This is a genomic window from Pseudomonas hygromyciniae (assembly GCF_016925675.1).
GTDB classification, from domain to species: Bacteria; Pseudomonadota; Gammaproteobacteria; order Pseudomonadales; family Pseudomonadaceae; genus Aquipseudomonas; species Aquipseudomonas hygromyciniae.
In genome coordinates this window covers 5,878,020-5,904,406 of the sequence record NZ_CP070506.1, presented here as the reverse complement: position 1 = coordinate 5,904,406, position 26,387 = coordinate 5,878,020, and the positions used below count along the sequence as shown (strand labels likewise).

Here is a 26,387-nt window from a genome sequence, read left to right as displayed (position 1 = left end):
CCGATTACCCCACTTTCACCATGTGCGGTTGCGAGCTGCGCTCGGTAGGCAAGTGATCGAGGTCACGGCTGACCAGCAGCAGGACTTCTGCCGAAGCATCCGACACCTGGGCCTTGTAGCCGGCGATCGAGCGGGCGAATACGTTGTAGATCACCACTGCAGGAATCGCGGCGACCAGGCCCAGCGCAGTTGCCAGCAGGGCTTCGGCGATGCCGGGGGCGACGACGGCGAGGTTGGTGGTCTGGGTCTTGGCGATGCCGATGAAGCTGTTCATGATGCCCCATACGGTACCGAACAGACCGACGAACGGCGCGGTAGAACCGATGGTTGCCAGCACGCCAGTGCCGTTGCTCATGTTACGACCGCAGGCCGCTACCAGGCGCTCGAGGCGGAAGCTCACGCGCTCCTTGATGCCTTCTTTTTCGCGGGTGTTGGCCGACAGGCGCATTTCTTCCAGCGCGTCGTGCACCAGCAGGTGCGCCAGGGTGCCCTTGATGGCCGCGCTTTCGCTGGCTTCTTTAAGGGTGGTGGCTTTTTTCAGGTTGGCGATTTCAGTGCGCAGGCGGCGTTTGGCGCCCAGCAGCTCGAAGCCTTTGGCGATCCAGATGGTCCAGGTGATGATCGAAGCGATGGCCAGGCCGATCATAACGATCTTCACGATGATGTCAGCGTTCTGGTACATGCCCCACGGCGACAGGTCGTGGGCCATGCCCAGAGTGTTGTCTTCTTCCAGGACCACGCCGGTTTCATCTTGCGGGGTCACACCCTCGGTGGCGACAGGGTCGGTGGCAGCAGGTGAGGCAGCCGGGGCACCTGGTACGGCGGCATTTTGCTCAGGTGCGGCGGCCGCAGCCGGGGCTGGTGCGGTAGCGGCAGGTGGGGTCGCCGGCGCAGTGGCATCGGCGAACGCGGCGGTCGGAGCCAGCAGGGCGCTGAACAGCACCGCAGCAATCGCACGCCAGGCGCGGGATGGACTGTGAGGCTTGGTTGGCGAAGCGGGGAGGTTATTGCGTGTCATGCTGGCCGGACCTAAGAGTTGAAAATAAGTAGTTGTCCTGCCAGACCGGAGGACGGCCGAGGACGAATGGGGGTTTATTATTGCAAGTAATTCTTGTTAACAGAAGTAATACAGTAACTTTATTTGTGCTTTTTCTGGCCGCTGGTCACCTGGGAGGGCTAATCTAGACCTTTGGGAACGGAGTTTTGTGATGTCTGCGCCTTCTGTGGTGATTGCCGGTTGTGGTGATGTAGGTAGTCGGCTGGCGAGTCAATTGCTGGCTGCGGGTTGGGAGGTGCATGGTCTGCGGCGTAATATCTCGCGCCTGCCGGAAGGGGTGATCGGGATTGCCGGCGACCTGTTCAAAAAGGATTGTCCTGACACCTGGCCGATCGGTGGTGTGGACTACCTGGTGTACTGCGCAGCCGCCACCGACCATGACGAGGCGGGCTATCGCAAGGCCTACGTCGAGGGTTTGCAGCATGTGCTGGAGTGGCTTGGCGACTATGGCCAGCAGCCCAAGCAGCTGTTGTTTGTGTCCAGCAGCAGCGTTTATGGGCAGCAAAATGGTGAATGGGTCGATGAGACCTCGCCCACTCAGGCCGTCGGCTATTCCGGGCAGGTGATGCTGGAAGCCGAGCAAGTGGCATTCAACAGTGGTATCCCGGCCACGGCCGTGCGTTTGACCGGTATCTACGGGCCTGGGCGTGAATGGTTGTTGAGCCAGGTGCGCCAGGGCTATCGCGTGGCGGTTGAGCCACCTTTATATGGCAACCGGATACATGTCGATGATGCGGCAGGGTTGTTGGCTTTTCTGCTGCGACATGTAGAGCAGGGCGGTTCGTTGGACAAGGTCTATATCGGCGTCGATGACGCGCCTGCGCCGCTGGCTGAAGTCGTGGGCTGGCTGCGTGAGTACCTTGGCGTGACCGAATGGGCCGAAGACGCCAGTGTGCGGCGCGCGGGCAGCAAGCAGTGCAGCAATACGCGGGCCAAGGCCCTGGGTTGGACGCCAATCTATCCCAGTTATCGCGAAGGCTACGCCGCTATTCTCAAAGGCTGAAACGCGGTCAAAAATGTGTGAGCGGGCTTGCTCGCTCACACATCTAGGTTACTGTTTTTCCAGCAACCACTGGCGCGGCCCGGGGGTAAACGAAGGCACTTCATCGGCCTGGGACGTATTGATCGCCTGGAAAATCTCCAGTTGCTTGTCATTGCGGCTGAAGATCCACGGGTTGCCCTGGCCGCTCTTTTGCAGCCAGATGCTGTCGTAGCCACCGCTCATAGAGGCGCAATCGCCGGCCAGGCACAGTGAGTATTGGTCCGCGCCGGGCAGGCCGGTGACTTGGCCGTTGGCCTGGAACTGTACGGTCTCGCCCAGGCCGCTGCCGCTGGTGATTTTCCAGCTACCGCCCATATAGGCCGAGTACAGCGCCCGTTCGAAGTTGGCGCCTAGGGGCGCGCCTTCGGGGGCAGGGTCTTTAGGGCGATCAAACAACTGCTCGGGCTCATTGTCGTTCGCCACTTGCAGCAACTGCTTGCCATCACGCTTGAGTTCGGTGGTTGAGCTGCCGTAGAAATCGACATTCCAGGTGCCGGCTTTTTCGCCTTCAAGCTTGCCTTCAGGGCGTTCAAAGCCGTTGAAGTAGCGTGCCTGGTTGGCCCGGGTATTGACCTCCCATTCGAGGTTCGGACCATAGGCCTGCAGAGCTTCACGCAAAGGGCCGCCCTTGGACGCCGCATCGATGGCGACCTGGTTGATCCAGGTGCCGCTCACATCCCGGGCGGCAGGATTGCTGGCGCAGCCGCCAAGGAACAGGGTGAGCAGCGTGGAGGCAACGAGCGCTTTGCGCATTACGAAATCCTTTTAAAACGAAGTCGGCGCAACCCCTGGGGTTGCGCCGAATGTATTACTCGATGACCAGAATCGCGTCCATCTCAACCTGCGAACCCTTGGGCAGGGCGGCAACGCCAATGGCGGCGCGGGCTGGGTAAGGTTGTTCGAAGTACTTGCCCATGATCTCGTTGACCTTGGCGAAGTGGCTCAGGTCGGTGAGGAAGATGTTCAATTTGACGATGTCCTTGAACGAACCGCCCGCTGCTTCGGCTACCGACTTGAGGTTCTCGAAGACTTGTACGGTCTGGGCTTCGAAGCCTTCAACCAGCTCCATGGTCTTTGGATCCAGTGGGATCTGGCCGGACATGTAGACGGTGTTGCCGGCCTTGATCGCCTGGGAGTAAGTACCGATGGCGGCAGGTGCCTTGTCGCTGGTGATAACAGTCTTGGTCATGAATGACTCCTTGTAATGTCCGGGCTATAGGGGGGCGTTATGCGCGCATGCGAGTGATGCGGATAACCCCGGTCAGGGCACGCAGTTTCTTGATCACGCGGGCCAGGTGCACACGGTCGTGCACGCTGACCACCAGTTGGACCACGCTGATGCGACCATCGCGTTCGTCCATGCTGATTTTTTCGATATTGCCGTCGGCGGCGTTGACACTGCTGGCCAGCAGGGCGATCAGCCCGCGCTGGTGCTCCAGCTCCACTCGCAGTTCGACGTTGAATTCGCCGGTCACATCCTTGGCCCATGACAGCTGGATGCATTTTTCCGGGTTGTGGCGGATTTCGCTGATATTGCGGCAGTTATCCAGGTGCACCACCATGCCTTTGCCGGCGGACAGGTGCCCGACAATCGGGTCGCCCGGGATCGGCGTGCAGCACTTGGCGTAGCTCAGTACCAGACCTTCGGTGCCGCGAATGGCCAGCGGGCCTTCGGGGCTTGGCAACTGCTCGCCTTCGCCCAGCAGGCGACGGGCGACGACGTAAGCCATGCGGTTGCCCAGGCCGATATCTTCGAGCAGGTCTTCGATGGTTTCCTGGCGGTACTCGTGGAGGATCGCCTGCACGCGCTCGGCGGGGATCTTTTCCAGGGAGCTGTCAAAGCCGTTGAGTACCTTGTTCAGCAGGCGTTCACCCAGGCTGATGGACTCGGACCGGCGTTGCAGCTTCAGCGCATGGCGGATGTGGGTACGCGCCTTGCCGGTGACTACGAAGTTGAGCCACGCCGGGTTCGGACGGGCCCCCGGTGCGCTGACGATCTCCACGGTGGAGCCGCTTTGCAGCGGCTCCGACAGCGGGGCCAGGCGACGATTGATCCGACAGGCGATGCAGCTGTTGCCGACGTCGGTGTGTACCGCGTAGGCAAAGTCGACCGCCGTGGAGCCCTTGGGCAGCTCCATGATTCGGCCTTTGGGCGTGAACACATAGACCTCGTCCGGGAACAGGTCTATCTTCACGCTTTCGATAAATTCCAGGGAGTTGCCGGCACGTTGCTGCATTTCCAGCACGCCCTTGACCCACTGGCGGGCGCGGGCATGGGTGCCTTTGGGCTGCTCGTCGCCGCTGGATTTGTACAGCCAATGGGCAGCGATGCCGTTGTTGGCCATCTCTTCCATTTCCCGGGTGCGGATCTGGATCTCGATCGGCACCCCATGCATACCGAACAGCGTGGTATGCAGCGACTGATAGCCGTTGGCCTTGGGAATGGCGATGTAGTCCTTGAAACGTCCCGGCAGGGGTTTGTACAAATTATGTACAGCGCCCAGTACGCGGTAACAGGTATCGACCTTGTCGACGATGATCCGGAACGCATACACGTCCATGATCTCGTTGAACGCCCGACGCTTGCCGCGCATCTTCTTGTAGATGCCGTAGATATGTTTCTGCCGCCCGCTGACTTCGCCTTCAATCTCGTCGATTGCCAGGCAATGACTCAGGGACTCTTCGATCTTGTTGACGATTTCCTTGCGATTGCCCCGGGCGCGCTTGACCGCCTGATAGATGCGCGCCGAGCGCATCGGGTGCATGGCCTTGAAGCCAAGGTCTTCGAATTCGATACGAATGGCATGCATGCCCAGCCGGTTGGCGATGGGCGCGTAGATTTCCAGGGTTTCCTTGGCGATGCGCCGGCGTTTTTCACCGGACAGCACTTCCAGCGTGCGCATGTTGTGCAGCCGGTCGGCCAGCTTGACCAGGATCACCCGGATATCCCGGGCCATGGCCATGGCCATTTTCTGGAAGTTCTCGGCCTGGGCCTCGGCCTTGGTCTCGAAGTTCATCTGGGTCAGCTTGCTGACCCCGTCGACCAGGTCGGCCACGGTTTCGCCAAATTGCGCACTGAGCGCTTCCTTGGCGATGCCGGTGTCTTCGATCACGTCATGCAGCATCGCGGCCATCAGGCTCTGATGGTCCATGTGCATGTCGGCAAGAATATTGGCCACCGCAAGAGGATGGGTGACATACGCCTCGCCGCTGCGGCGGCGTTGGCCGTCGTGGGCTTGTTCGGCGTAGAAATACGCTCGGCGGACCAGGTTGACCTGGTCGGTACCGAGGTAGGTCGATAAGCGATCGGCGAGGGCGTCTATACTCGGCAAAGTGTTAACTCCTGCCGAAGGCTGTGACCCCGCGCCGTGCTACGTCGACCAGGCATAGGCTTAGACGGCCTCGTTGGACTCGTCCTCGAACGCTGCAAACAGCGGTTCGTCTTCAACGATTTCAGCGCTGGCGATGTACTCATAGCTCATCACGCCGGCAGCGATTTCGCGCAGGGCCATTACGGTAGGCTTGTCATTTTCCCAATTGAGCAACGGCTCTTTGCCGCCAGTGGCCAATTGACGGGCACGCTTGGTAGAGAGCATGACCAGCTCAAAGCGGTTATCCACGTGTTCTAGGCAGTCTTCAACGGTTACGCGGGCCATGGTATTCCTCGGAGCGAATGCAAGATGCGCGCTGCCCGGTTGGGCGAGCGGACTCAACAGTTTAAAAAATCACCAGCGTTTAGGGAAGCGCTGATTTTCCGCAGGCCCCGGCAAACGCGCTACAAGTGCCAATGTAAGGCCCTCGCAGCGGTTTTGGGAAGAGCCATTCAACCGAGCAGTTCGGCCAACAATTTGCCAAAACGCTGCTGTTGGCGTTTTTGCTGGAGCTGATTGGCGCGGAAAATCGCCTTCAGGTCGTCCAGGGCGTGGGCAAAATCGTCGTTGATGATCAGGTAGTCGTAGTCCACATAGTGGCTCATTTCGCTGACAGCTTCGCGCATGCGCCCGGCGATGACCTCGTCGCTGTCCTGGCCGCGATTGTTCAGGCGCTGGTGCAAGGCCTCCAGGGACGGCGGCAGGATAAAGATCGAGCGTGCCTTGGGCATCAATTGGCGGACCTGTTCGGCGCCCTGCCAATCGATTTCCAGGATCAGGTCGTGGCCTTCGTCCAGGGTCTGCTGCAAGTGGCTCTGGGACGTGCCATAGAGGTTGCCAAACACTTCGGCGCGCTCCAGGAAATCACCGTGCTCGATCATCTTCACGAACTCGCTGCGTTCGACGAAGTGATAGTTCACACCGTTCACCTCACCCGGGCGCATGGCGCGGGTAGTGTGGGAGACCGATACGCGGATCTCCGGGTTAGTGTCGGTCAGGGCTTTGACCAGGCTGCTTTTGCCCGCGCCCGAGGGCGCAGAAATAATGTAAAGGGTGCCGGTGCTATGGGTCATGGGAGTTGCCTTACTCAATATTCTGTACTTGTTCGCGCATCTGCTCGATCAACACTTTGAGGTTGACCGCAGCCTGGGTGCTGCGCGGATCGAAGGCTTTGGAGCCCAGTGTATTGGCTTCGCGGTTGAGTTCCTGCATCAGGAAGTCCAGGCGCCGACCAGCGGCACCGGCCGACTTGAGCACGCGGCGCACTTCCAGGATATGGGTGCTCAGGCGATCGAGTTCTTCGGCGACGTCGCTTTTTTGTGCGAGCAGAACCATTTCCTGTTCCAGGCGTACCGGATCGAGGTCGGCCTTCATGTCGGTGAAGCGGTCGAGGACTTTCTGGCGCTGGGTGGCCAGCATTTGTGGCACCAGCTCGCGCAGGGTCACGACGTCGTCTTCGATGGCGGTCAGGCGCTCATTGATCAGCCGGGCCAGTTCGGCGCCTTCGCGCTCACGGCCGGCCTTGAGCTCCTTGAGGCCCTGGTTGAACAGGGCCAGGGCCTCGGCGTTCAGGGCCTGTGGGTCAGTGGCGTCGGCCACCAGTACGCCTGGCCAGGCCAGGACTTCCAGTGGGTTCAGTGCCGCCGGCTGCTTGATCAGGCTGGCAATCGTTTCAGCGGCAGCGACCAATTGTGCAGCGCGCTCGCGATCAACCTGCAGCGGCTTGCCGGTGGTTTCCTCGGTAAAGCGCAGGGTGCACTCCAGCTTGCCGCGGGAGATGCCGGCGCGCAGCGCTTCGCGCACTGCGCCTTCAAGGTCGCGAAAGGACTCGGGCAGGCGCAGGTGCGGCTCCAGGTAGCGGCTGTTGACCGAGCGCAATTCCCAGCTCAGCGTGCCTTGGGCGCCGGCTTTTTCGACGCGGGCGAAGGCGGTCATGCTATGCACCATGGAGGTACCTCGCGATACAGTCCCGCCAATGGGCGGGCTGGTGGGTAGATTGAAGCCGACTGGCTGCGAAGGCGCAGGATTGTAGCGCAACGGGGCAAGCGCCCCCAAATGCTGGCTGTGACAAGGGGTGCCAGGGCAGCCCTTTAGTAACCGAATTTATTAGCAGTGCCGCGAAGCGGCCTGCGGCTCTATAATGCTCGGCAGTTTTTCGTCCTTAGTACAGGTATCCCCTATGAAACGTCCAAGTGGTCGCGCTGCCGATCAGCTCCGCTCGATCCGCATCACCCGCAACTACACCAAACACGCCGAGGGATCTGTACTGGTCGAGTTTGGCGATACCAAGGTCATCTGCACCGTCAGCGTTGAAAACGGCGTGCCGCGTTTCCTCAAAGGCCAGGGCCAGGGTTGGTTGACCGCCGAATACGGCATGTTGCCGCGCGCCACCGGCGAACGTAACCAGCGTGAAGCCAGCCGTGGCAAGCAGGGCGGTCGCACTCTGGAAATCCAGCGCTTGATCGGCCGTTCCCTGCGCGCTGCGCTGGACATGTCCAAGCTGGGCGATGTGACCCTGTACGTCGACTGCGACGTGATCCAGGCCGACGGCGGCACCCGCACCGCGTCCATCACTGGCGCCATGGTGGCCCTGGTCGATGCGCTGAAAGTGATCAAGAAGCGCGGCGGCCTGAAAGGCGGCGACCCGCTCAAGCAGATGATTGCGGCCGTATCGGTGGGCATGTACCAGGGCGAGCCTGTGCTGGACCTGGACTACCTGGAAGACTCGGCGGCCGAGACCGACCTGAACGTGGTCATGACCAGCACCGGCGGGTTCATCGAAGTGCAGGGCACCGCCGAAGGCGCGCCGTTCCAGCCGGCAGACCTGAACGCCATGCTGGCCCTGGCCCAGAAAGGCATGAGCGAAATCTTCGAACTGCAGAACGCCGCACTGGCTGACTGAAACCGGCCTCAAGGAGTAACGCCATGAGTGACAACCAGCTTCCCGTGTCAGCCCAGAACAAGGAAGTGCGCCAGTGGGCGATGCTCTGTCACTTCGCGGCGTTCCTTGGCCTGGTGTTCCCTTTTGGCAGTGTGCTGGGCCCTTTGATCCTGTGGCAGGTGAAGAAGGACATGGATCCGTTGATCGATGATCAGGGCAAGGAAGCGCTGAACTTCCAACTGACCGTGGCTATTGCATGGCTGGTCTGCTTTGTCCTGGGGTTCGTGGTGATCGGCTTCCTGCTGATGGTGGTGTTGGTGATCGCCGCGCTGGTGTTGACCATCATCGGCGGGGTCAAGGCCAATAAAGGCATTGCCTACCGTTACCCGCTCACATGGCGATTGATCAAATAATGATCACCCACAAAAAAACCGACAGCGATGTCGGTTTTTTTGTGCCTGGATATTGACCTTAGATGGTCAAGGTCCAGTCGTAGTCCACGATCAACGGCGCGTGTTGCGAGAAGCGCGGTTGACGAGGCAGACGTGCGCTGCGGACAAACCGGCGCAGGCCGGGGGTCAGCAGTTGGTAGTCAAAACGCCAGCCCAGGTTGAGCATCTCGGCCTGTTCGTTGTCCGGCCACCAGCTGTACTGGTCGCCTTCACGGCTGACTTCGCGCAGGGCATCTACATAGCCCATGTTGCCGACAATCTCGTCCATCCAGGCCCGTTCCGGCGCCAGGAAACCCGGGGATTGCTGGCTGTCGCGCCAGTTCTTGATATCCAGCTTCTGTTGCGCCACGTACAACGAGCCACAATAAATGTACTCGCGACGTTTGCGTCGCTGTTTATCCAGATAACGGGCGAAATCGTCCATTAGCTTGAACTTCTGGTTCAAGTCTTCATCGCCGTTCATCCCCGAAGGGAGCAGCAAGGTAGCAATACTGACTTTGTCGAAATCGGCTTGCAGGTAGCGCCCGTAGCGATCGGCTGTCTCGAAGCCGAGGCCGCTGATGACCGCCTTGGGTTGCAACCGTGAATACAGAGCCACGCCACCTTGGGCAGGGACTTCGGCATCACAGGCATAAAGGAAGTAGCCATCCAGTTGGAAGGCTGGGTCGTCCAGTTCAAAGGCGGAGGCGCGGGTGTCCTGCAGGCAGATGACGTCGGCATTCTGGGCTTGCAGCCAACTGAGCAAACCACGCTCGACTGCAGCCTGAATACCATTAACGTTCACACTGATGATCCGCATAAATGGCCCCAAAAATCGCGTGCGTGTATGATACACGCCGTCTACCTATTTAGCTAAATCCGTGGTATCTGAGGCTTTTTTCATGCAGGCGTATCAACGCGATTTCATTCGTTTTGCCATCGATCGCGGGGTTTTGCGCTTCGGTGAGTTCACCCTCAAGTCCGGGCGCACCAGCCCATACTTCTTCAATGCCGGCCTGTTCAACTCGGGTTCTGCCCTGGCGCAACTGGGGCGTTTCTACGCTGCTGCCATCGTTGAAAGCGGTATTTCCTTCGATGTGCTATTCGGCCCGGCCTACAAAGGTATTCCGCTGGCCGCCGCGACCGCAGTGGCCCTGGCAGAACATCACGACCGGGACCTGCCGTGGTGCTTCAACCGCAAGGAAGCCAAGGCCCACGGCGAAGGCGGAAGCCTGGTCGGCGCTCCGTTGACCGGTGATGTACTGATCATCGACGATGTGATCACCGCTGGCACCGCGATTCGCGAAGTGATGCAGATCATTGCGTCCCAGGACGGCGCCAAGGCTGCTGGCGTGCTGATTGCCCTGAACCGCCAGGAGCGTGGCAACGGTGAGTTGTCGGCGATCCAGGAAGTGGAGCGTGACTTCGCAATCCCGGTGGTGAGCATTGTCTCGCTGAACCAGGTATTGCAGTTCCTCGAAGACGACTCACAGCTCAAGCAGCATTTGCCGGCTGTTCGTGCATACCGAGAGCAATTCGGCGTCTGATACCGAACCCTGTGGGAGCGGGCTTGCTCGCGAACACGGTAGGTCAGAAACATATTCAGTGACTGACACTCCGCTTTCGCGAGCAAGCCCGCTCCCACATTTGGATCGCGTGCAAACAAAAGGCCCCGCTCAATTTGATTGAGCGGGGCCTTTTGTTTTCTGGTGCTTAAGGACGCTTGCGATTGCTGATCAGCGTGCCCATGCCGGTATCGGTAAAGATCTCCAGCAACACAGCGTTCGGCACCCGTCCATCAATGATCAGCGAGCTGCCTACGCCACCTTGTACGGCTTCGAGTGCGCAGCGGATCTTCGGCAGCATGCCGCCGTAGATGGTGCCGTCGGCGATCAGGTCGTCGACTTGCTGGGTGGTCAGGCCGGTCAATACCTTGCCTTCCTTGTCCATCAAGCCGGCGATGTTGGTCAGCAACATCAGCTTCTCGGCCTTCAGGGCCTCGGCCACCTTGCCAGCCACCAGGTCGGCGTTGATGTTGTAGGACTCACCGTTGGCACCCACGCCGATCGGTGCGATCACCGGAATGAAGTCACCCTTGACCAGCAGGTTCAGCAAGTCGGTGTTGATGCCGATCACTTCGCCTACCTGGCCAATGTCGATAATTTCCGGCTGGGTCATCTCCGGGGTCTTGCGGGTCACGGTGAGCTTCTTCGCGCGGATCAGTTCGGCGTCCTTGCCGGTCAGGCCGATAGCGCTGCCGCCATGACGGTTGATCAGGTTGACGATGTCTTTGTTCACCTGGCCGCCAAGGACCATCTCCACCACGTCCATGGTCTGCGCATCGGTGACGCGCATGCCGTCGATGAAATGACTCTCGATGGACAAGCGCTTGAGCAGGTCACCGATCTGCGGGCCGCCGCCGTGGACCACCACTGGGTTGATCCCGACGGCTTTCATCAGCACGATATCGCGGGCAAAGCCGGTTTTCAGCTCGTCGCTTTCCATGGCATTGCCGCCGTACTTGATCACCAGCGTCTTGCCGACGTAGCGTCGAATGTAAGGCAGCGCTTCGGAAAGGACCTTGGCGGTGTTGGCGGCGGCTTCGCGTTCGAGGGTCATTCAGGGCTCCGGGGCAAATAATCAGAACGGTAGTTGGAGATCAGGGGCAACACGTTTCAACTGGGCGTGGAACACGTCCTTGATGCGCTGCAACTCGGCCTCGGTATCCGCCTCGAAACGCAGGACCAGCACCGGAGTGGTGTTGGACGCACGAACCAGGCCCCAGCCTTCGGCATAATCGACTCGCACACCATCAATGGTGGTCAGGTTGGCACCTTCGCCCCATTGCGCATCATGCAGTGCGTCAATGATGCTGAATTTGCTCTCTTCGGTCACATGGATATTGATTTCCGGCGTAGAAATATCGTTCGGGAAGGTCTCGAACAGATCCTCGGCGCTGGATTTTTCCTTGCTGAGGATCTCCAGCAAGCGGGCGGCGCTATAGATACCGTCGTCAAAACCGAACCAGCGCTCCTTGAAGAACACATGGCCGCTCATCTCGCCAGCCAGCAGGGCGCCGGTTTCCTTCATTTTCTTTTTGATCAGCGAGTGACCGGTCTTCCACATCAGTGGGCGGCCACCGTATTCCTTGATCAGCGGTGTCAGGCGCCGGGTGCATTTGACGTCGAAGATGATCTCGGCACCGGGGTTGCGCGCGACCACGTCGCGGGCGAACAGCATCAGCAGGCGGTCGGGGAACACGATGCTACCGGTGTTGGTCACCACGCCCACGCGGTCGCCGTCGCCATCGAAGGCCAGGCCGACATCGGCGCCCACTTCTTCGACCTTGGCGATCAGGTCCACCAGGTTCTCAGGCTTGCCCGGGTCCGGGTGATGGTTGGGGAAGTTGCCATCGACCTCGCAGAACAGCGGGATTACTTCACAGTTCAGGGCTTCGAGCAGTTGTGGGGCGATCACGCCGGCGGCGCCGTTGCCGCAGTCCACCACGACCTTCAGGCGACGCTCAAGCTTGATGTCACGGGTGATTTCATCGGAGTAGCGCTGGAGGATATCGACCTTGGTGATGCTGCCCTTGCCGCTGGTCAGGTCATTGGTCTTCAGGCGAGTATGCAGGGCCTGGATCTGTTCGTTGGCCAGGGTGTCGCCGGCGATCACGATCTTGAAGCCGTTGTAGTCCGATGGGTTGTGGCTGCCGGTGAGCATCACGCCCGACTTGCCGGCCAGCACGTTGGCGGCGTAGTACAGCGCCGGCGTCGGCACCAGGCCTACGTCACTGACATGGCAGCCGCTGTCGGCCAGGCCCTGGATCAGGCGTTCCACCAGCTCGGGGCCGGACAAGCGGCCGTCACGCCCCACAGAGACGTTAGGCTCGCCCTGGGCCAGGCTTTGGGAGCCAATGGCGCGGCCGATCCAGTAGGCGGTTTCGGCGGTCAGGGTTTTCGGGACGACGCCACGGATGTCGTAGGCGCGGAAAATGCTGTCGGGAAACGTCGGTGCGACTGGGGCTGCGTTGCTCATCACTGGGGAAACTCCATCGATACGGGGCGGACAGGCCTGAATATGGCGACCGGCAGGCTCAAACTGAAGGGTAAGACGGCGTTTTTGGCCTAGAGTTCGTGGTGCGAAAATGCCATCGGGGCATGCCGGACGCGGAGCACGGCATGCCTGAGCGTAGTCAGTGGCTGCCGGAATGCCCGAAACCGCCTGCGCCACGCTGGGTTTCGTCGAACTCGGTCACCAGCTCGAAATGCGCCTGCACCACCGGTACCAGCACCAGTTGGGCGATACGCTCGCCGACGGCGATGTTGAAGGCGGTCTGGCCACGGTTCCAGCACGAGACCATCAGTTCGCCCTGGTAGTCGGAGTCGATCAGGCCTACCAGGTTGCCCAGGACGATACCGTGTTTGTGGCCCAGGCCCGAGCGCGGCAGGATCAGCGCGGCCAGGCCGGGATCGCCGACGTAGATCGACAGGCCAGTGGGGATCAGCAGGGTCTGGCCCGGCTCAAGGACGGTGTCTTGCTTGAGCATGGCGCGCAGGTCCAGGCCGGCGGAGCCCGGTGTGGCGTAGGCCGGCAGTGGGAATTCGCTGCCGATGCGGGGGTCGAGGATCTTGGCTTGCAAAGCGTGCATGGAAATTAAACCTGGTTCAGCCGTTGGGCGATAAAAGAGATCAGTTGGCGGGCAATCTTGCCCTTGCTGGTCTGGGCGAAAAGGGTCGCGTGCAGTTCGCGGTCGATCACGCTGCAGGCGTTTTCCTCGCTGTTGAAACCGATGCTCGGGTTGGCGACATCATTGGCAACGATCAGGTCGAGGTTTTTGTCTTTGAGTTTGCGTGCGGCGTAGTCCAGCAGGTTTTCAGTCTCGGCGGCGAAACCGACGCTGAACGGCCGATCTGCGCGGGTGGCGATGGTGGCCAAAATGTCCGGGTTACGGACCATTTGCAGGAGCAGGCCGTCGCCGCTTGTAGGGTCTTTCTTGAGTTTTTGCGGCGCAACTACTTCCGGGCGGTAGTCTGCGACCGCTGCCGAAGCGATAAACACATCGCAGGGAATCGCTGCCTCACAGGCCGCGAGCATGTCACGGGCGCTGACTACGTCGATGCGGGTGACCCGGTCCGGGGTCGGCAGGTGCACCGGGCCGGTGATCAGGGTCACGCGCGCGCCTGCCTCAACCGCCGCTTCAGCCAGGGCGAAGCCCATTTTGCCTGAGCTATGGTTGGTGATGTAGCGCACGGGGTCGATGTTTTCCTGGGTCGGGCCGGCGGTAATCAGTACGTGCTTGCCGGTCAGGGCCAGGTGCTGGAAACACTCGGCGGCGCACAGCGCCAGGTCAGTGGCTTCGAGCATGCGGCCCAGGCCGACGTCGCCACAGGCCTGGCTGCCGGAGGCCGGGCCGAAGACTTTGAGGCCACGGCTTTGCAGCAATTGGGTGTTGGCCTGGGTGGCTGGGTCGCGCCACATGGCCTGGTTCATCGCCGGGGCGATGGCGACGGTAGCGTCGGTGGCCAGTACCAGCGTGGTCAGCAGGTCGTCGGCAATACCCTGGGCGAGGCGTGCGATGAGGTCGGCGGTGGCGGGTGCGATCAGCACCAGGTCGGCCCATTTGGCCAGTTCGATATGGCCCATGGCAGCTTCGGCCGCCGGGTCCAGCAGGTCCAGGTGAACCGGGTGGCCAGACAGGGCTTGCATGGTCAGCGGGGTAATGAACTCACTGCCGCCACGGGTCATGACCACGCGCACTTCAGCGCCCTGGTCCAGGAGCCTGCGAACCAACTCTGCGCTCTTGTAGGCGGCAATGCCGCCGCCGACGCCGAGAACGATGCGTTTCCGATACAGACGCTGCATTGGTTTGCCTTTCCAGTTCAGTGATGGCGTTGCGATCCCCCCTCCCCAGGAGAAATCGCGCGCAAAAAAGAGGGGCTAAGATAACACAGCGTCCGCCATGCAACAGCGGCGCACATGCACAGGGAGGTGCCATGAGTATTCGCAATTGGCCTGCGGCGGAGCGTCCGCGGGAGAGGCTTTTGGAGTTGGGGGCGGCGAGCCTCTCGGATGCCGAGTTGCTGGCGATATTCCTGCGCACCGGCGTCTCGGGTAAAAGCGCAGTGGATCTGGCGCGCCATCTGCTGGAGCAGTTTGGCAGCCTGCGCGCACTGCTGGAGGCCCGGCAGGCCATATTCGTCCAGCATCTGGGGCTGGGGCCGGCTAAATTTGCCCAGTTGCAGGCGGTGCTGGAAATGGGCCGGCGCCATCTGGCCGAGCATGTGCGTAATGAGTCGGTACTGGAAAGCCCGGTCGCCGTGCGTGATTACCTCAAGGCGCTGTTGCGCCATCAGCCCCACGAGATATTTGGCTGCCTGTTTCTCGATTCAAGGCACCGGGTGCTGGGCTTCGAAGCGTTGTTCCAGGGCACCATCGACAACGCCACGGTTTATCCACGACAAGTGGTCAAGCGCGCCCTGGACTACAACGCGGCGGCTTTGATCCTATGCCACAACCACCCCTCCGGGAATGCCGAGCCGAGCATCGCTGATCGAAAATTGACCAGGGTGCTGCAAAAAGCCCTGGATCTGGTGGACGTGCGGGTGTTGGATCACATCATCGTCGGCGAGGGTGATCCGCTGTCGATGGCTGAGTACGGCTGGATATAGCGCAATCCCTCGTAGGAGCCGGCAAGCCGGCTCCTACATAGGAAGGGTCAGGGGGTGACGCTGACTTTGGAGAAATCCTGGCGCCCAAACGGGCTGACCTGATACCCCTCGACATTCTTGCGCGTCAGGGCAAAGGCTGTCGGATGGGCCAGTGGCAACCACAGCGCCTGCTGCTGGATCTGCGCCTGCGCTTGTTGGTACAGCTTGCTGCGCACGCCTTGCTCGTTGGTGGTCTTGCCGGCGCTGATCAGCTTGTCCAACGCAGGGTCGCAGTAACGGGCGAAGTTGGTGCCGGATTTGACCGCAGCACAGGAAAATTGCGGGGTCAGGAAGTTATCCGGGTCGCCGTTGTCGCCGGCCCAGCCCATGAACAGCAGATCGTGCTCGCCGGCCTTGGCGCGGCGAATCAGCTCGCCCCATTCAATCACGCGAATCTCTGCCTGGATGCCGACCTTGGCCAGGTCCGCCTGTAACAACTGGGCGCCCAGGCTCGGGTTGGGGTTGAGCAGGCTGCCCGATGGTCGCGTCCAGATCGTAGTCTTGAAGCCGTCACTCAGGCCGGCTCGGGCCAGCAGTGCCTTGGCCTTGGCGATGTCTTGTGGATAACCCGGCAACTCCTTGGCATAGCTCCAGGTATTGGCTGGGTAAGGCCCATTGGCGGCTTCGGCGGTGCCTTCAAACACGGCCTTGAGGTAGCTGGCCTTGTCGAAGGCCAGGTTGATTGCCTGGCGCACCTCGGGTTTGTCCAGTGGCGGGTGCTGGCTGTTGATGGCGACGAAGGCGGTCATGAACGCTGCGGTTTTTTCTACCTTGAGCGCTGCATCCTTTTGCGCCTCGCCAATATCCAGGGGTTTGGGTGACAAGGCGATCTGGCATTCGTCCCGGCGCAGTTTCTGCAGGCGCACATTGGCATCCGGGGTGATAGCAAAGATCAAGTTATCCACAGCAGGCTTGCCGGCAAAGTAATCCGGGTTGGCCTTGTAGCGAATGACCGCATCTTTCTGGAAGCGCCCGAAAACGAAGGGCCCGGTGCCGATGGGTTGGCTATTGAGTTTTTCCGGGGTGCCGGCCTTGAGCAGCTTGTCGGCGTATTCTGCGGGGTAGATCGAGGCAAAGCCCATGCTCAGCGCGGCGAGGAAGGTGGAGTCGGCGTGATCCAGGGTAAAGCGCACGGTCAGCGGGTCAAGGGCGTCGATCTTCTTGATCAGCGCTGGCAGTTGCAGCGACTGGGCGTGGGGGAAGCCGCTTTGGGCGATCTGGTGCCAGGGGTTGGCCGGATCGAGCATGCGCTCGAAGCTGAAACGCACGTCTTCGGCGGTGAGGCTGCGGCTTGGGTTGAAATACGCGGTGCGGTGGAATTTGACGTCCGGGTGCAATTTAAAGGTATAGGTCAGGCCGTCCGGCGAGACTTCCCAGCTATCGGCCAGGCTTGGCACCAGCTTGCCACTCGCGGCGTCGAAGTCCACCAGGCGGTTCATCAGCACATCCGCCGAGGCGTTGGTGGTGGTCAGCGAGTTGTATTGCACCACGTCGAACCCTTCGGGGCTGGCCTCGGTGCAGACGCTCAACGTGCCGGCCGCCTGGGCCTGTGGGACGAGGAAGAGCGGGGCGAGCAGGAGTGGCAGGGCAGCGAGGCGCATGGTCGGTTTCCTTTGCAGATCGGAGGCCCATCTGCGAGTGCAGTCTGGAAAAGTCCTACCGTAGTGGGCTGATTCGTAAATGACTAGCCCATTTTTGCCTGTGCATTTACGGCAAATACTGTTTTGATGGCACTTCAGGTCATTTTGCCCAGGGCCTTGGCCTACAAATAGCGGCGATAAATCATTCGGTGCGACGAGCGGTTCGGCAGCACGGCGGCCCACCCTGGCAGCGCTTGAGACCTGTTCGGGCGAGATTTACAGCGGGAAAAACACACCGGCTGTTGTTGCATTGGGGTCTTTCTGGTATAAAGCAGCGCTCTTTTCTAGGGGCCCGGTTCCTTCACTGTAGGTGTAGCCGGTAAGACCCTTAAAGAAACGCGGCGCCTGGCGCCAAATGACTGAGAGATTAAGCGGCCAACCCATGCCGGGTTGGGCATGTGGTTTTAGAGGGCTGAGGCATGTCGAGAGTCTGTCAAGTTACCGGTAAGGGTCCGGTGACTGGGAATAACATTTCCCACGCAAACAACAAAACCCGTCGTCGTTTCCTGCCAAACCTGCAGCATCACCGCTTCTGGGTTGAAGAAGAGAAACGTTTTGTCCGTCTGCGCGTATCTGCCAAAGGCATGCGCATCATCGACAAGCGTGGCATCACTGTCGTGCTCGCTGAACTGCGCCGCGACGGCAAAATCTAAGGAGCTATATCATGCGTGAATTGATTCGAATGATCTCTAGCGCCGGTACTGGTCACTTCTACACTACCGACAAGAACAAGCGTACTACCCCGGACAAGCTCGAAAAGAAAATGTTCGACCCGCGCGTTCGCAAGCACGTGATCTACAAAGAAGGCAAAATCAAGTAATTGGTTTTCTTTCTTGTGAAAAAAACCCGCATCTCACGATGCGGGTTTTTTTTCGTCTTTGAAAAGTCGCAATCGACCGATCAGGCCTTTTCTTCGAACACCACGTAGATCTTGCGGCACGGCTCCAGCACTTCCCAGGTGCCGCTGAAGCCGGCCGGGATCACGAAGCGATCGCCGGCGCGCAAGGTCTTGGCGTTGCCAGCGGCATCGCGTAGCACCGAAACCCCCTGCACGATCTCGCAGTACTCGTGTTCGGTGTAGTTCACCGTCCATTGCCCGACTTCACCCTCCCAGACCCCGGCGTTCATCTGGCCGCACGGGCTGTTGTAGTGGTTGTAGAGCGTCTGCTCGGGGTCGCCCTTGAGGATTTTTTCTGCGGCGGGGCGGTAGCGTTCGGCGGCGGTGTTCGCCTGGCTGAAATCGACGACATCCTGAATGTTCATGCACGTATCCCGTCTAGGCCTGGGGTTGGAGAGCCAAAGTCTATGTTTATTAAAATGAACATCGCAAGGGCGTTTGCCGCCGTTATGTCAAATATATTGAAACATCCCTGGCGGCTGGTTTAGGGTGGCGGGTGCCTCGGACCGAATAGCTGGCTGGCCGGGCAAGCATTTGGAAGGGAACTGGTGATAACGCCGGGCCCTTATATTTAATAAGAGGAGGACACTCGCATGACCACCCTGACCCGTGCCGACTGGGAACAACGCGCCAAGGACCTGAAGATCGAAGGCCGCGCGTACATTAATGGCGAATATACCGCCGCCGTTTCTGGCGACACGTTCGAATGCCTCAGCCCGGTCGATGGCCGCCTGCTGACCACGGTTGCCAGCTGTGACGTCGCCGACGCCCAGCGCGCTGTGGAAAACGCCCGCGCCACCTTCAACTCGGGTGCCTGGTCACGCCTGGCCCCGGCCAAGCGCAAAGCCACCATGATCCGTTTCGCCGCGCTGCTCAAGGCCAATGCCGAAGAGCTGGCGCTGCTCGAAACCTTGGACATGGGCAAGCCAATCGGTGATTCCCTGGGCATCGACATTCCAGGCGCGGCGCAAGCCCTGAGCTGGAGCGGCGAGGCCATCGACAAGATTTACGACGAAGTCGCCGCCACCCCCCATGACCAACTGGGCCTGGTGACCCGCGAGCCCGTCGGCGTAGTGGCGGCCATCGTGCCGTGGAACTTCCCGCTGATGATGGCCTGCTGGAAACTGGGGCCGGCGCTGTCTACCGGTAACTCGGTCGTTCTCAAACCGTCGGAAAAATCGCCGCTGACCGCCATCCGCATCGCCGCCCTGGCCGTTGAAGCCGGTATCCCCAAAGGCGTGCTCAACGTGCTGCCGGGCTATGGCCACACCGTGGGCAAGGCGTTGGCACTGCATATGGACGTCGACACCCTGGTGTTCACCGGTTCGACCAAGATCGCCAAGCAACTGATGATCTACTCCGGCGAATCGAACATGAAGCGCGTCTGGCTGGAAGCCGGCGGCAAGAGTCCGAACATCGTGTTTGCCGATGCCCCGGACCTGCAAGCCGCTGCCGAATCCGCCGCGGGCGCCATCGCCTTCAACCAGGGCGAAGTCTGCACCGCCGGCTCGCGCCTGCTGGTGGAGCGTTCGATCAAGGACAAATTCCTGCCGATGGTGATCGAGGCCCTCAAGGGCTGGAAGCCGGGCAACCCGCTGGACCCGGCCACCAACGTCGGTGCGCTGGTGGACACCCAGCAGATGAACACCGTGTTGTCGTATATCGAAGCCGGGCACGCCGATGGCGCCAAATTGGTCGCCGGCGGCAAGCGCACCCTGCAGGAAACCGGCGGTACTTACGTCGAGCCGACGATTTTCGACGGTGTGACCAACGCCATGAAGATTGCCCAGGAAGAGATCTTTGGTCCGGTCCTGTCGGTGATTACCTTCGACAGCGCTGAAGAAGCCGTAGCCATTGCCAACGACACGCCTTATGGCCTGGCCGCTGCGGTCTGGACCTCGGATATCTCCAAGGCGCACCTGACCGCCAAGGCGTTGCGTGCCGGTAGCGTGTGGGTCAACCAGTACGATGGCGGCGACATGACGGCGCCGTTTGGCGGGTTCAAGCAGTCGGGCAACGGTCGCGACAAGTCGCTGCACGCGTTCGACAAGTACACCGAACTGAAGGCGACCTGGATCAAGCTGTAAGCAACCACGCTGATCCCTTGTAGGAGCGAGCTTGCTCGCGAAAAACGTCAACGATAACGCGTTCTGTCTGGTTGAACGCGGTGTCCTTGAGTTCTTCGCGAGCAAGCTCGCTCCTACAGTTCGTTTTACCGTCCACAAATGAGTTATCCACAGGAGCGTGGCAATGCGTTGGGCGACTTACTTTGCCGTCCTGGCTTCAGTACTCAGCGTCGGCCTTGCCCTGGGCGTCAGCATGCCGCTGGTGTCTCTGCGCCTGGAAAGCTGGGGCTATGGCAACTTTGCCATCGGCATCATGGCGGCGATGCCGGCGTTCGGTGTGTTGTTGGGCGCCAAGGTGTCGAGCCGCCTGGCTTCCTGGCTGGGTACGGCAAACCTGATGCGCCTGTGCCTGTGGGCCGGGGCGGTTTCCATCGGGTTGCTGGCGGTATTGCCCAGCTATCCGGTGTGGCTGGTGCTGCGGTTGATGATTGGGGTGATCCTGACCATTGTGTTTATCCTCGGCGAAAGCTGGATCAACCAACTGGTGGTGGAGCAGTGGCGTGGCCGGCTGGTGGCGCTGTATGGCTGTACCTACGCCTTGAGCCAGCTGTCGGGACCGTTGTTGCTCGGCGTGCTGGGCACCGATCACGACTATGGCTTCTGGGTTGGCGTCGGACTGTTGATCGTTGCGCCCTTCCTGCTGCTGGGGCGTAGCGGGGCGCCGACGGCAGAGGCCTTCAGCGTGACCTTTGGCGACTTATGGGGATTTTGCCGGGGCTTGCCGGCGATCGCCTGGGCGGTGGCATTGTTTGCCGCGTTCGAGGCGATGATTCTGACGCTGTTGCCGGTGTATTGCCTGCAACAGGGCTTCACTGCCGAAGTGGCGTTGGCGATGGTCAGCACCGTGGTAGTAGGCGATGCCCTGCTGCAATTGCCGATTGGTGCGCTGGCCGACTACCTGCCCAGGCGCACCCTGTTTCTCGGCTGTGCGGTGCTGTTGCTGCTGTCGAGCCTGGCCATTGCGCCGTTGCTGGATACCTGGCTGATCTGGCCGATCTGGGTCCTGTTCGGTGCCAGTGCGGGGGGCTTGTTCACCTTGTCGTTGATTCTGATCGGCGAGCGCTACCGTGACGATGCGCTGGTGCGAGCCAATGCCCATATTGCCCAGTTGTGGGGGATTGGTTGCCTGATCGGGCCGCTGGTGGCGGGGGCTGGCAGCCAGTGGATCAGCGGGCACGCGTTGCCGTGGTTGATGGCTGCGGGGGCCTTGGGGTTGGTGATTCTGTTGTTGCGCCAAGGCGCGTTTGGCGCAGAGCATCCGGCCTGACCTGGAAATGCGATCAAAACTGTGGGAGCTGGCTTGCCTGCGATAGCGGTGTATCAGTAGCAAATGGGCCAACTGACCCACCGCTATCGCAGGCAAGCCAGCTCCCACAATGGATATTCGTGGTTCTTAGAGCATGCGCTCCAGGCCCACGGTGGTAGCAAACCAGGCATTGAACCGGCGCCACCAACTGCCCGGCTCGCGGGTCAGGGTGTGCATCTGGCCGTTGTCTTCCGTTACCCATACCACCTGGCCATCCTTAAGTTTTGCCTCATAACTCAAGGCTGGCGCCATCCCTTGCAGGGCCAGGTTGCGCACATGCTCGGCCAGTTCGGGACTGTCCACCAGCACGCCGACCTCGGTGTTCCACAGCACCGAACGCGGGTCGAAATTGAACGAGCCGATAAACGACTTCTGCCGATCAAAAATCATCGCCTTGCTGTGCAGGCTGGAGTCCGAACCATGCAGCGAGCGGCTGCCCAGCAGGTGCGGGCCACTGCCGCCACCGTCGCCCGGTTGGCGACGCAGTTCGTACAACTTCACCCCGTGCTCCAGCAGCGCCTTGCGATAGGGCGCATAACCGCCATGCACCGCCGGCACGTCGGTGGCTTCCAGGGCGTTGGTCAGCAAGCGCACGTCGACGCCTGCGTCCGCGCGGCCGGTGAGGTACACCAGGCCCGGCTGGCCGGGCACGAAGTAGGCCGAAATCATCATCAGCTCACTGTGCACGCCTTCCAGCTCTGGCCCCAGTTGGGTCGTGAGCAGCAGTTGTGGGTCCGGATCGGCCTTGGCCAGGACCTTGCTCGGCGCATCCCACAGTGCCTGGTTCCAGGCCCAGATCAGCTCCCGGCGCCAGATATCCATGCGCGGCTGGGTCTGGTAGGTGCGCAGGCGGTTATACAGGGCATGGTTTTGCTGGCGCGATTCGGCCAGGGACTTCTCCAGAAGCCCGCGCGCCGTGGCCAGGTCGCGGGAGGACGGGGCGCTGGAGATAAAGTCGGCGATGGGCTTGCTCAGCGCACTGTTCCAGTACTGATCAAAGCTGTGGCCCAACTGCTCGGCCACGGGCCCCACACTGAGCATGTCGATATCGGTGAAGTTCAGGTTGGGCTCGGCATCGAAATACTCATCCCCCAGGTTGCGCCCGCCAACAATCGCCACGCTGTTGTCGGCCAGCCACAGCTTGTTGTGCATGCGCCGGTGTTGCAGCGACAGGTTGAACAACCGGCCCATGGCCCGTGTCACGCCGGTGCTGCGCCCCAGGTGCAAGGGGTTGAACAAGCGGATCTGGATCTGCGGATGTGCAGCCAGTGTGGCGATGATCTGGTCCAGGCCGTCGCTGGTGGTGTCGTCCAGGAGGATGCGCACCCGCACGCCACGGTCGGCCGCGGTCAGCAGTTCGTCCACCAGCATGCGCGTGCTGATGCCGTCATGGACGATGTAGTACTGCAAGTCGAGGCTGCTCTGGGCATTGCGGATCAATTCGGCGCGGGCCATGAACGCTTCGCTGCTGTTGGGCAGCAGGCGAAACCCGGAGCGGCCCTGATAGGGCGTGGCCTGGGCCTGGATCGAGCGCCCAAAGGCGGACTGCGTCGCCGGCAGTGCCTCGCTGGGCACCCGGGGCACGTCCAGGGTGGCGCAACCGCCCAGGGCCAGGAACCCCAGCAAAAAAAACGCTAACAGCCGTTGGCTCATCAAGAAGACAGGTTCCGAATCAGGGCGGTGACAGGCATATGACGGTGATTGCTGGCAAAAGGTCAGTCCTGCTGCCGTTCAGCTTCAGCGAGCATCTTGATCGCCGTTGCCCCGACCTTGCGCACCGCCTCTTCAATCTGGGGTGTTGGTTTGGCAGCGTAGTTCATCCGCAGGCAATTACGGTATTTGCCCGAGGCGGAAAAGATACTGCCTACGGCAATCTGTACCCCTTGCTCGACCAGGGCACGGTTGAGCCTGAGCGTGTCGAACCCCTCGGGCAGTTCCACCCACAGCATAAAGCTGCCCTGGGGCCGGCTGGCGCGGGTGCCGACGGGGAAATAGCGGCTGACCCAATCGAGCATCAGGTCGCGATTACGCTGGTATTGGGTACGCATCCGCCGCAAATGCGGTTCGAAGTGCCCGTTCTTGAGGAATTCGGCAATGGCGATCTGTGGTTGGGTGGCAGTGGAGCCGGTGCTGATGTATTTCATGTGCAGCACCCGCTCCAGATAACGTCCAGGTGCTACCCAGCCGATCCGCAGGCCGGGGGCCAGGGTCTTGGAGAACGAGCTGCAGAGTAGGACGCGGCCATCTTCGTCGAAGGATTTGATGGTGCGCGGTCGCGGGTAGCTGTAGGCCAGTTCGCCATACACATCGTCTTCGATGATCGCCACGTCAAAGCGCTGGGCCAGGGTCAGCAGCGCCCGCTTGCGCGCCTCGGGCATGATGTAGCCCAGGGGGTTGTTGCAGTTGGGCGTCAGTTGGATGACCTTGATCGGCCATTGCTCCAGGGCCAGTTCCAGGGCTTCTAGGCTGATGCCGGTGAGCGGGTCGGTGGGGATTTCCAGGGCTTTCATGCCCAGGCCCTTGAGGGTCTGCATGGCGCCGTGGAAGCTCGGCGAGTCGACGGCGACGATATCGCCGGGCTCGCAAATCGCACGGATGCTGGAGGACAACGCTTCGTGGCAGCCGGTGGTGATCACGATGTCCTGGGCGTCGAGCTGGCAGCCGGAATCCAATGACAGACGGGCTATTTGCTCGCGTAGCTCCATACAGCCGTAGATGTTGTCGTAATACAGACCCGGCAGGTCCTGGCGTCGGCTGACCCGGGCCAGGCTGCGCAGCAGGGGCTTGATGGTCGGCGACATTACATCGGGCATGCCGCGGCCCATCTGTATGACGTCTTTGCGCGGCACCGCGCGGACCAACTCCAGCACTTGGTCCCACTGGGAAATCTCCACCGGGCGCTGAGCTGGCCGGCCTACTGCGGGCAGCGCCGGCAGCTCGCGCCCAACGGGCACGAAGTAGCCGGATTTTGGCTTGGGCGTCGCCAGGCCGTTATCTTCCAGTAACCGGTAAGCCTGTTGCACGGTGCTCAGGCTGACCCCATGTTCCACGCTCAGGGCGCGCACCGAGGGCAGGCGATCGCCGGGGCGATAGAAGCCCTGTTCGATGCGGGTGCCCAGCAGTTCGGCGAGGTTGACGTAGAGGGTCATGGCGGTCGCTCCCAAGAGACCAGTACAGATGGGCGCAAAATACAGGATTCAGCCCGTGGTTGGCAGTATCTGTATGTATTTAATAAAAGTTGGTTGAATCTGTAATGGTTTTGCCGCGCCATCCATTCTAGTCACTCATGGCAACAGGCAAATGAGGGGCAGGACAATGAATGGCTTGAGCGATGTGCGGCTGGCGTTACACAGTCAGGAACTGGAAGCAGGGCAGGAGCGCGGGCTGACCGGGCTGGCGCCTGGCAATCCGAGCCGTTGGGAACTGTTCTGGCGCCGTCGCCACACGCGCCAGGCCCTGCTGGAGCTGACCCCGGAGCAACTGCGCGATATTGGCCTGAGCACCGAGCAGGCGCGCCAGGAAGGCTTGAAGCCGTTCTGGCGCGGGTGAGTCAGAGCACTTCTTTCAAGCGGTGCCAGAGCATGCCCAGGGCCAGCAGCGGTGAGCGCAAGTGCTTGCCGCCAGGGAAGGTGATGTGGGGCACCTGGGCAAACAGATCGAAGCGCCCACACTGCTGGCCGCTGATGGCTTCGGCCAGCAGCTTGCCCGCCAGGTGGGTGGCGTTCAGGCCATGGCCGGCATAGGCCTGGGCAAAGTACACGTTGGGTTGGTCGGCCAACCGGCCAATCTGCGGCAGGCGGTTGGCGCCGATGCCGATCATGCCGCCCCATTGGTAGTCGATCTTCGTCTCGGCCAATTGCGGGAAGACCTTGAGCATCTTGGGCCGCATATAGGCTGCGATGTCTTGAGGGTCGCGTCCGGAATAGTGGCAAGCACCGCCAAACAGCAGGCGCCGGTCGGCGGATAACCGGAAGTAGTCCACCGTGACCCGCTGATCACACACCGCCATGTTTTGCGGCAGCAGCTCGGCTGCCTGGGCCGGGCTCAAGGGTTCGGTGGCGATGATATAGCTGCCGGCGGGCAGCACCTTACCGCTCAGGTGGGGGTTGAGGCCGTTGAGGTAGGCATTGCAGCCCAGCACCAGGGTCTTGGAGCGCACGCTGCCGTGGGCCGTGTGGACTTTGACTTCAGGGCCGTAGTCGATGCGCACGGCTTCGGACTGCTCGAATAGCCTGACCCCCAGTTGCTGCGCGGCGGCGGCTTCGCCGAGGGCCAGGTTCAGCGGATGCAGGTGGCCGGAGCCCATGTCGATCATGCCGCCCACGTAACGGTCGGAACCGATCACGCTGCCCATCTCCGAGGCTTGCAGCAGGCGCAGTTCATGACCATAGCCAAGTTTGTGCAGTTCTTCGGCATCGGCGGCCAGGCCCTGCAGGTCGCGAGGCTTGTTGGCCAGGTCGCAGTAACCCCAGGTCAGGTCGCAATCAATCTGGAAGCGCTCGACCCGTTGGCGCACGATTTCCACGGCTTCCAGGCCCATCAATTTCATCTGCCGCACGCCTTCGGTGCCGACCACATTGGCAAACTGATCAAGGCCGTGGCCGACGCCACGAATGAGCTGCCCGCCATTGCGCCCGCTGGCGCCCCAGGCGATCTTGCGGGCCTCCAGCAGCACGACGCTAAAGCCCCGCTCAGCCAGCTCCAGCGCGGTGTTCAGCCCGGAAAACCCGCCGCCCACCACGCACACATCGGCGACGACCTCACCCGCCAGCGCCGGGTAATCGGGTTGCGGCAGGCTGCTGGCGGCGTAGTAGGAAGCGGTGTGCCGGGCGCTGGCGGTCATGGGGAGCATCCGTGTTTGGAAAATTTGACGCAGGATACAGCGGTCGGGTGAAGCTGTCTCACTCGGGGCTTTTAGGGCAAAA

General features: G+C 61.1%; 26 protein-coding genes and 1 pseudogene. 10 read left to right on the top strand and 17 right to left on the bottom strand.

Annotation, left to right across the window (positions count from 1 at the left end; all coding sequences use genetic code 11):
* Window positions 1-4: 4 nt before the first annotated feature.
* Complete coding sequence (gene exbB, locus JTY93_RS26795; protein WP_205476803.1) at window positions 5-1,018, bottom strand: tonB-system energizer ExbB; 1,014 nt, start codon at window positions 1,016-1,018, stop codon at window positions 5-7.
* Window positions 1,019-1,208: 190 nt separating this feature from the next.
* Here exbB and JTY93_RS26790 point away from each other — a divergent pair, with 190 nt between their 5' ends.
* Window positions 1,209-2,060, top strand: a complete 852-nt coding sequence (locus JTY93_RS26790; RefSeq protein WP_205476804.1) for an SDR family oxidoreductase — start codon at window positions 1,209-1,211, stop codon at window positions 2,058-2,060.
* Window positions 2,061-2,108: 48 nt separating this feature from the next.
* Here JTY93_RS26790 and JTY93_RS26785 read toward each other — a convergent pair whose 3' ends face one another.
* The 6 genes from JTY93_RS26785 to JTY93_RS26760 form a co-directional block, all read right to left on the bottom strand.
* Complete coding sequence (locus tag JTY93_RS26785) at window positions 2,109-2,852, bottom strand: hypothetical protein (protein WP_169991066.1); 744 nt, start codon at window positions 2,850-2,852, stop codon at window positions 2,109-2,111.
* A 55-nt stretch (window positions 2,853-2,907) separates the two neighbouring features.
* Complete coding sequence (gene ridA / locus JTY93_RS26780) at window positions 2,908-3,288, bottom strand: deaminase RidA (protein WP_025130815.1); 381 nt, start codon at window positions 3,286-3,288, stop codon at window positions 2,908-2,910.
* A 37-nt stretch (window positions 3,289-3,325) separates the two neighbouring features.
* Complete coding sequence (gene spoT, locus JTY93_RS26775; RefSeq protein WP_032856810.1) at window positions 3,326-5,431, bottom strand: bifunctional GTP diphosphokinase/guanosine-3',5'-bis pyrophosphate 3'-pyrophosphohydrolase; 2,106 nt, start codon at window positions 5,429-5,431, stop codon at window positions 3,326-3,328.
* Window positions 5,432-5,491: 60 nt separating this feature from the next.
* Entirely contained in the window at window positions 5,492-5,755 is a 264-nt protein-coding gene (rpoZ, locus tag JTY93_RS26770; protein WP_057440512.1) for a DNA-directed RNA polymerase subunit omega, read from the bottom strand.
* A 167-nt stretch (window positions 5,756-5,922) separates the two neighbouring features.
* Complete coding sequence (gmk, locus tag JTY93_RS26765; RefSeq protein ID WP_029289824.1) at window positions 5,923-6,543, bottom strand: guanylate kinase; 621 nt, start codon at window positions 6,541-6,543, stop codon at window positions 5,923-5,925.
* Between the two features lie 10 nt (window positions 6,544-6,553).
* Window positions 6,554-7,417 carry a YicC/YloC family endoribonuclease gene (locus tag JTY93_RS26760; RefSeq protein ID WP_169991070.1) on the bottom strand — a complete coding sequence of 288 codons (864 nt, stop codon included), beginning with the start codon at window positions 7,415-7,417 and terminating at the stop codon, window positions 6,554-6,556.
* A 232-nt stretch (window positions 7,418-7,649) separates the two neighbouring features.
* On the opposite strand from JTY93_RS26760, the gene rph reads away from it, so the two are divergent.
* Together rph and JTY93_RS26750 are read left to right on the top strand one after the other, a co-directional pair.
* Entirely contained in the window at window positions 7,650-8,372 is a 723-nt protein-coding gene (gene rph, locus JTY93_RS26755; RefSeq protein WP_057961002.1) for a ribonuclease PH, read from the top strand.
* A gap of 23 nt (window positions 8,373-8,395) precedes the next feature.
* A complete protein-coding gene (locus JTY93_RS26750) occupies window positions 8,396-8,764 on the top strand; it encodes a DUF4870 domain-containing protein (RefSeq protein WP_169955413.1) in 369 nt (122 codons plus the stop codon).
* A gap of 58 nt (window positions 8,765-8,822) precedes the next feature.
* Here JTY93_RS26750 and crc read toward each other — a convergent pair whose 3' ends face one another.
* The gene (gene crc / locus JTY93_RS26745) at window positions 8,823-9,602 is read right to left on the bottom strand and encodes a catabolite repression control protein Crc (RefSeq protein ID WP_029289816.1); all 780 of its coding nucleotides are present in this window, start codon (window positions 9,600-9,602) and stop codon (window positions 8,823-8,825) included.
* A gap of 82 nt (window positions 9,603-9,684) precedes the next feature.
* Here crc and pyrE point away from each other — a divergent pair, with 82 nt between their 5' ends.
* Window positions 9,685-10,329: an orotate phosphoribosyltransferase gene (gene pyrE / locus JTY93_RS26740; RefSeq protein ID WP_205476806.1), complete on the top strand. Its 645-nt coding sequence runs from the start codon at window positions 9,685-9,687 to the stop codon at window positions 10,327-10,329.
* Between the two features lie 166 nt (window positions 10,330-10,495).
* Here pyrE and argB read toward each other — a convergent pair whose 3' ends face one another.
* The 4 genes and pseudogenes from argB to coaBC all read right to left on the bottom strand — a co-directional run bounded on the left by argB (window position 10,496) and on the right by coaBC (window position 14,647).
* Window positions 10,496-11,401: an acetylglutamate kinase gene (gene argB / locus JTY93_RS26735; protein WP_029289812.1), complete on the bottom strand. Its 906-nt coding sequence runs from the start codon at window positions 11,399-11,401 to the stop codon at window positions 10,496-10,498.
* Between the two features lie 21 nt (window positions 11,402-11,422).
* Window positions 11,423-12,829 (bottom strand): annotated as a pseudogene (locus JTY93_RS26730) (phosphomannomutase/phosphoglucomutase); the annotation flags it as partial.
* Window positions 12,830-12,977: 148 nt separating this feature from the next.
* Entirely contained in the window at window positions 12,978-13,433 is a 456-nt protein-coding gene (dut, locus tag JTY93_RS26725; RefSeq protein WP_029289808.1) for a dUTP diphosphatase, read from the bottom strand.
* 5 nt (window positions 13,434-13,438) lie between these two features.
* Complete coding sequence (gene coaBC / locus JTY93_RS26720; protein ID WP_029289805.1) at window positions 13,439-14,647, bottom strand: bifunctional phosphopantothenoylcysteine decarboxylase/phosphopantothenate--cysteine ligase CoaBC; 1,209 nt, start codon at window positions 14,645-14,647, stop codon at window positions 13,439-13,441.
* A 131-nt stretch (window positions 14,648-14,778) separates the two neighbouring features.
* On the opposite strand from coaBC, the gene radC reads away from it, so the two are divergent.
* Window positions 14,779-15,453: a RadC family protein gene (gene radC / locus JTY93_RS26715; protein ID WP_205476808.1), complete on the top strand. Its 675-nt coding sequence runs from the start codon at window positions 14,779-14,781 to the stop codon at window positions 15,451-15,453.
* Window positions 15,454-15,500: 47 nt separating this feature from the next.
* Here radC and JTY93_RS26710 read toward each other — a convergent pair whose 3' ends face one another.
* Complete coding sequence (locus JTY93_RS26710; protein WP_205476809.1) at window positions 15,501-17,093, bottom strand: ABC transporter substrate-binding protein; 1,593 nt, start codon at window positions 17,091-17,093, stop codon at window positions 15,501-15,503.
* A 458-nt stretch (window positions 17,094-17,551) separates the two neighbouring features.
* On the opposite strand from JTY93_RS26710, the gene rpmB reads away from it, so the two are divergent.
* Both rpmB and rpmG read left to right on the top strand, forming a co-directional pair.
* Window positions 17,552-17,785 carry a 50S ribosomal protein L28 gene (rpmB, locus tag JTY93_RS26705; RefSeq protein ID WP_007920377.1) on the top strand — a complete coding sequence of 78 codons (234 nt, stop codon included), beginning with the start codon at window positions 17,552-17,554 and terminating at the stop codon, window positions 17,783-17,785.
* Between the two features lie 11 nt (window positions 17,786-17,796).
* Window positions 17,797-17,952, top strand: a complete 156-nt coding sequence (rpmG, locus tag JTY93_RS26700) for a 50S ribosomal protein L33 (RefSeq protein ID WP_003176906.1) — start codon at window positions 17,797-17,799, stop codon at window positions 17,950-17,952.
* Window positions 17,953-18,032: 80 nt separating this feature from the next.
* On the opposite strand, the gene JTY93_RS26695 is transcribed toward rpmG, so the two are convergent.
* Complete coding sequence (locus JTY93_RS26695; RefSeq protein WP_169991081.1) at window positions 18,033-18,395, bottom strand: cupin domain-containing protein; 363 nt, start codon at window positions 18,393-18,395, stop codon at window positions 18,033-18,035.
* Between the two features lie 228 nt (window positions 18,396-18,623).
* Between JTY93_RS26695 and JTY93_RS26690 the strand changes: the two genes are divergently transcribed.
* Complete coding sequence (locus tag JTY93_RS26690; protein WP_029289792.1) at window positions 18,624-20,117, top strand: aldehyde dehydrogenase; 1,494 nt, start codon at window positions 18,624-18,626, stop codon at window positions 20,115-20,117.
* Window positions 20,118-20,280: 163 nt separating this feature from the next.
* Window positions 20,281-21,423, top strand: coding sequence for an MFS transporter (locus JTY93_RS26685; protein WP_205476810.1), 1,143 nt, complete (start codon window positions 20,281-20,283; stop codon window positions 21,421-21,423).
* A 126-nt stretch (window positions 21,424-21,549) separates the two neighbouring features.
* Here JTY93_RS26685 and JTY93_RS26680 read toward each other — a convergent pair whose 3' ends face one another.
* Both JTY93_RS26680 and JTY93_RS26675 read right to left on the bottom strand, forming a co-directional pair.
* Window positions 21,550-23,115 carry a phospholipase D family protein gene (locus JTY93_RS26680; RefSeq protein ID WP_205476811.1) on the bottom strand — a complete coding sequence of 522 codons (1,566 nt, stop codon included), beginning with the start codon at window positions 23,113-23,115 and terminating at the stop codon, window positions 21,550-21,552.
* A gap of 62 nt (window positions 23,116-23,177) precedes the next feature.
* Window positions 23,178-24,611, bottom strand: a complete 1,434-nt coding sequence (locus JTY93_RS26675; protein WP_205476812.1) for an aminotransferase-like domain-containing protein — start codon at window positions 24,609-24,611, stop codon at window positions 23,178-23,180.
* A gap of 166 nt (window positions 24,612-24,777) precedes the next feature.
* Here JTY93_RS26675 and JTY93_RS26670 point away from each other — a divergent pair, with 166 nt between their 5' ends.
* On the top strand, window positions 24,778-25,011 hold the full coding sequence (locus tag JTY93_RS26670; protein ID WP_205476813.1) for a DUF1127 domain-containing protein: 234 nt from the start codon (window positions 24,778-24,780) through the stop codon (window positions 25,009-25,011).
* A gap of 1 nt (window position 25,012) precedes the next feature.
* On the opposite strand, the gene JTY93_RS26665 is transcribed toward JTY93_RS26670, so the two are convergent.
* Window positions 25,013-26,305, bottom strand: a complete 1,293-nt coding sequence (locus JTY93_RS26665) for an NAD(P)/FAD-dependent oxidoreductase (protein ID WP_205476814.1) — start codon at window positions 26,303-26,305, stop codon at window positions 25,013-25,015.
* Window positions 26,306-26,387 lie beyond the last annotated feature (82 nt).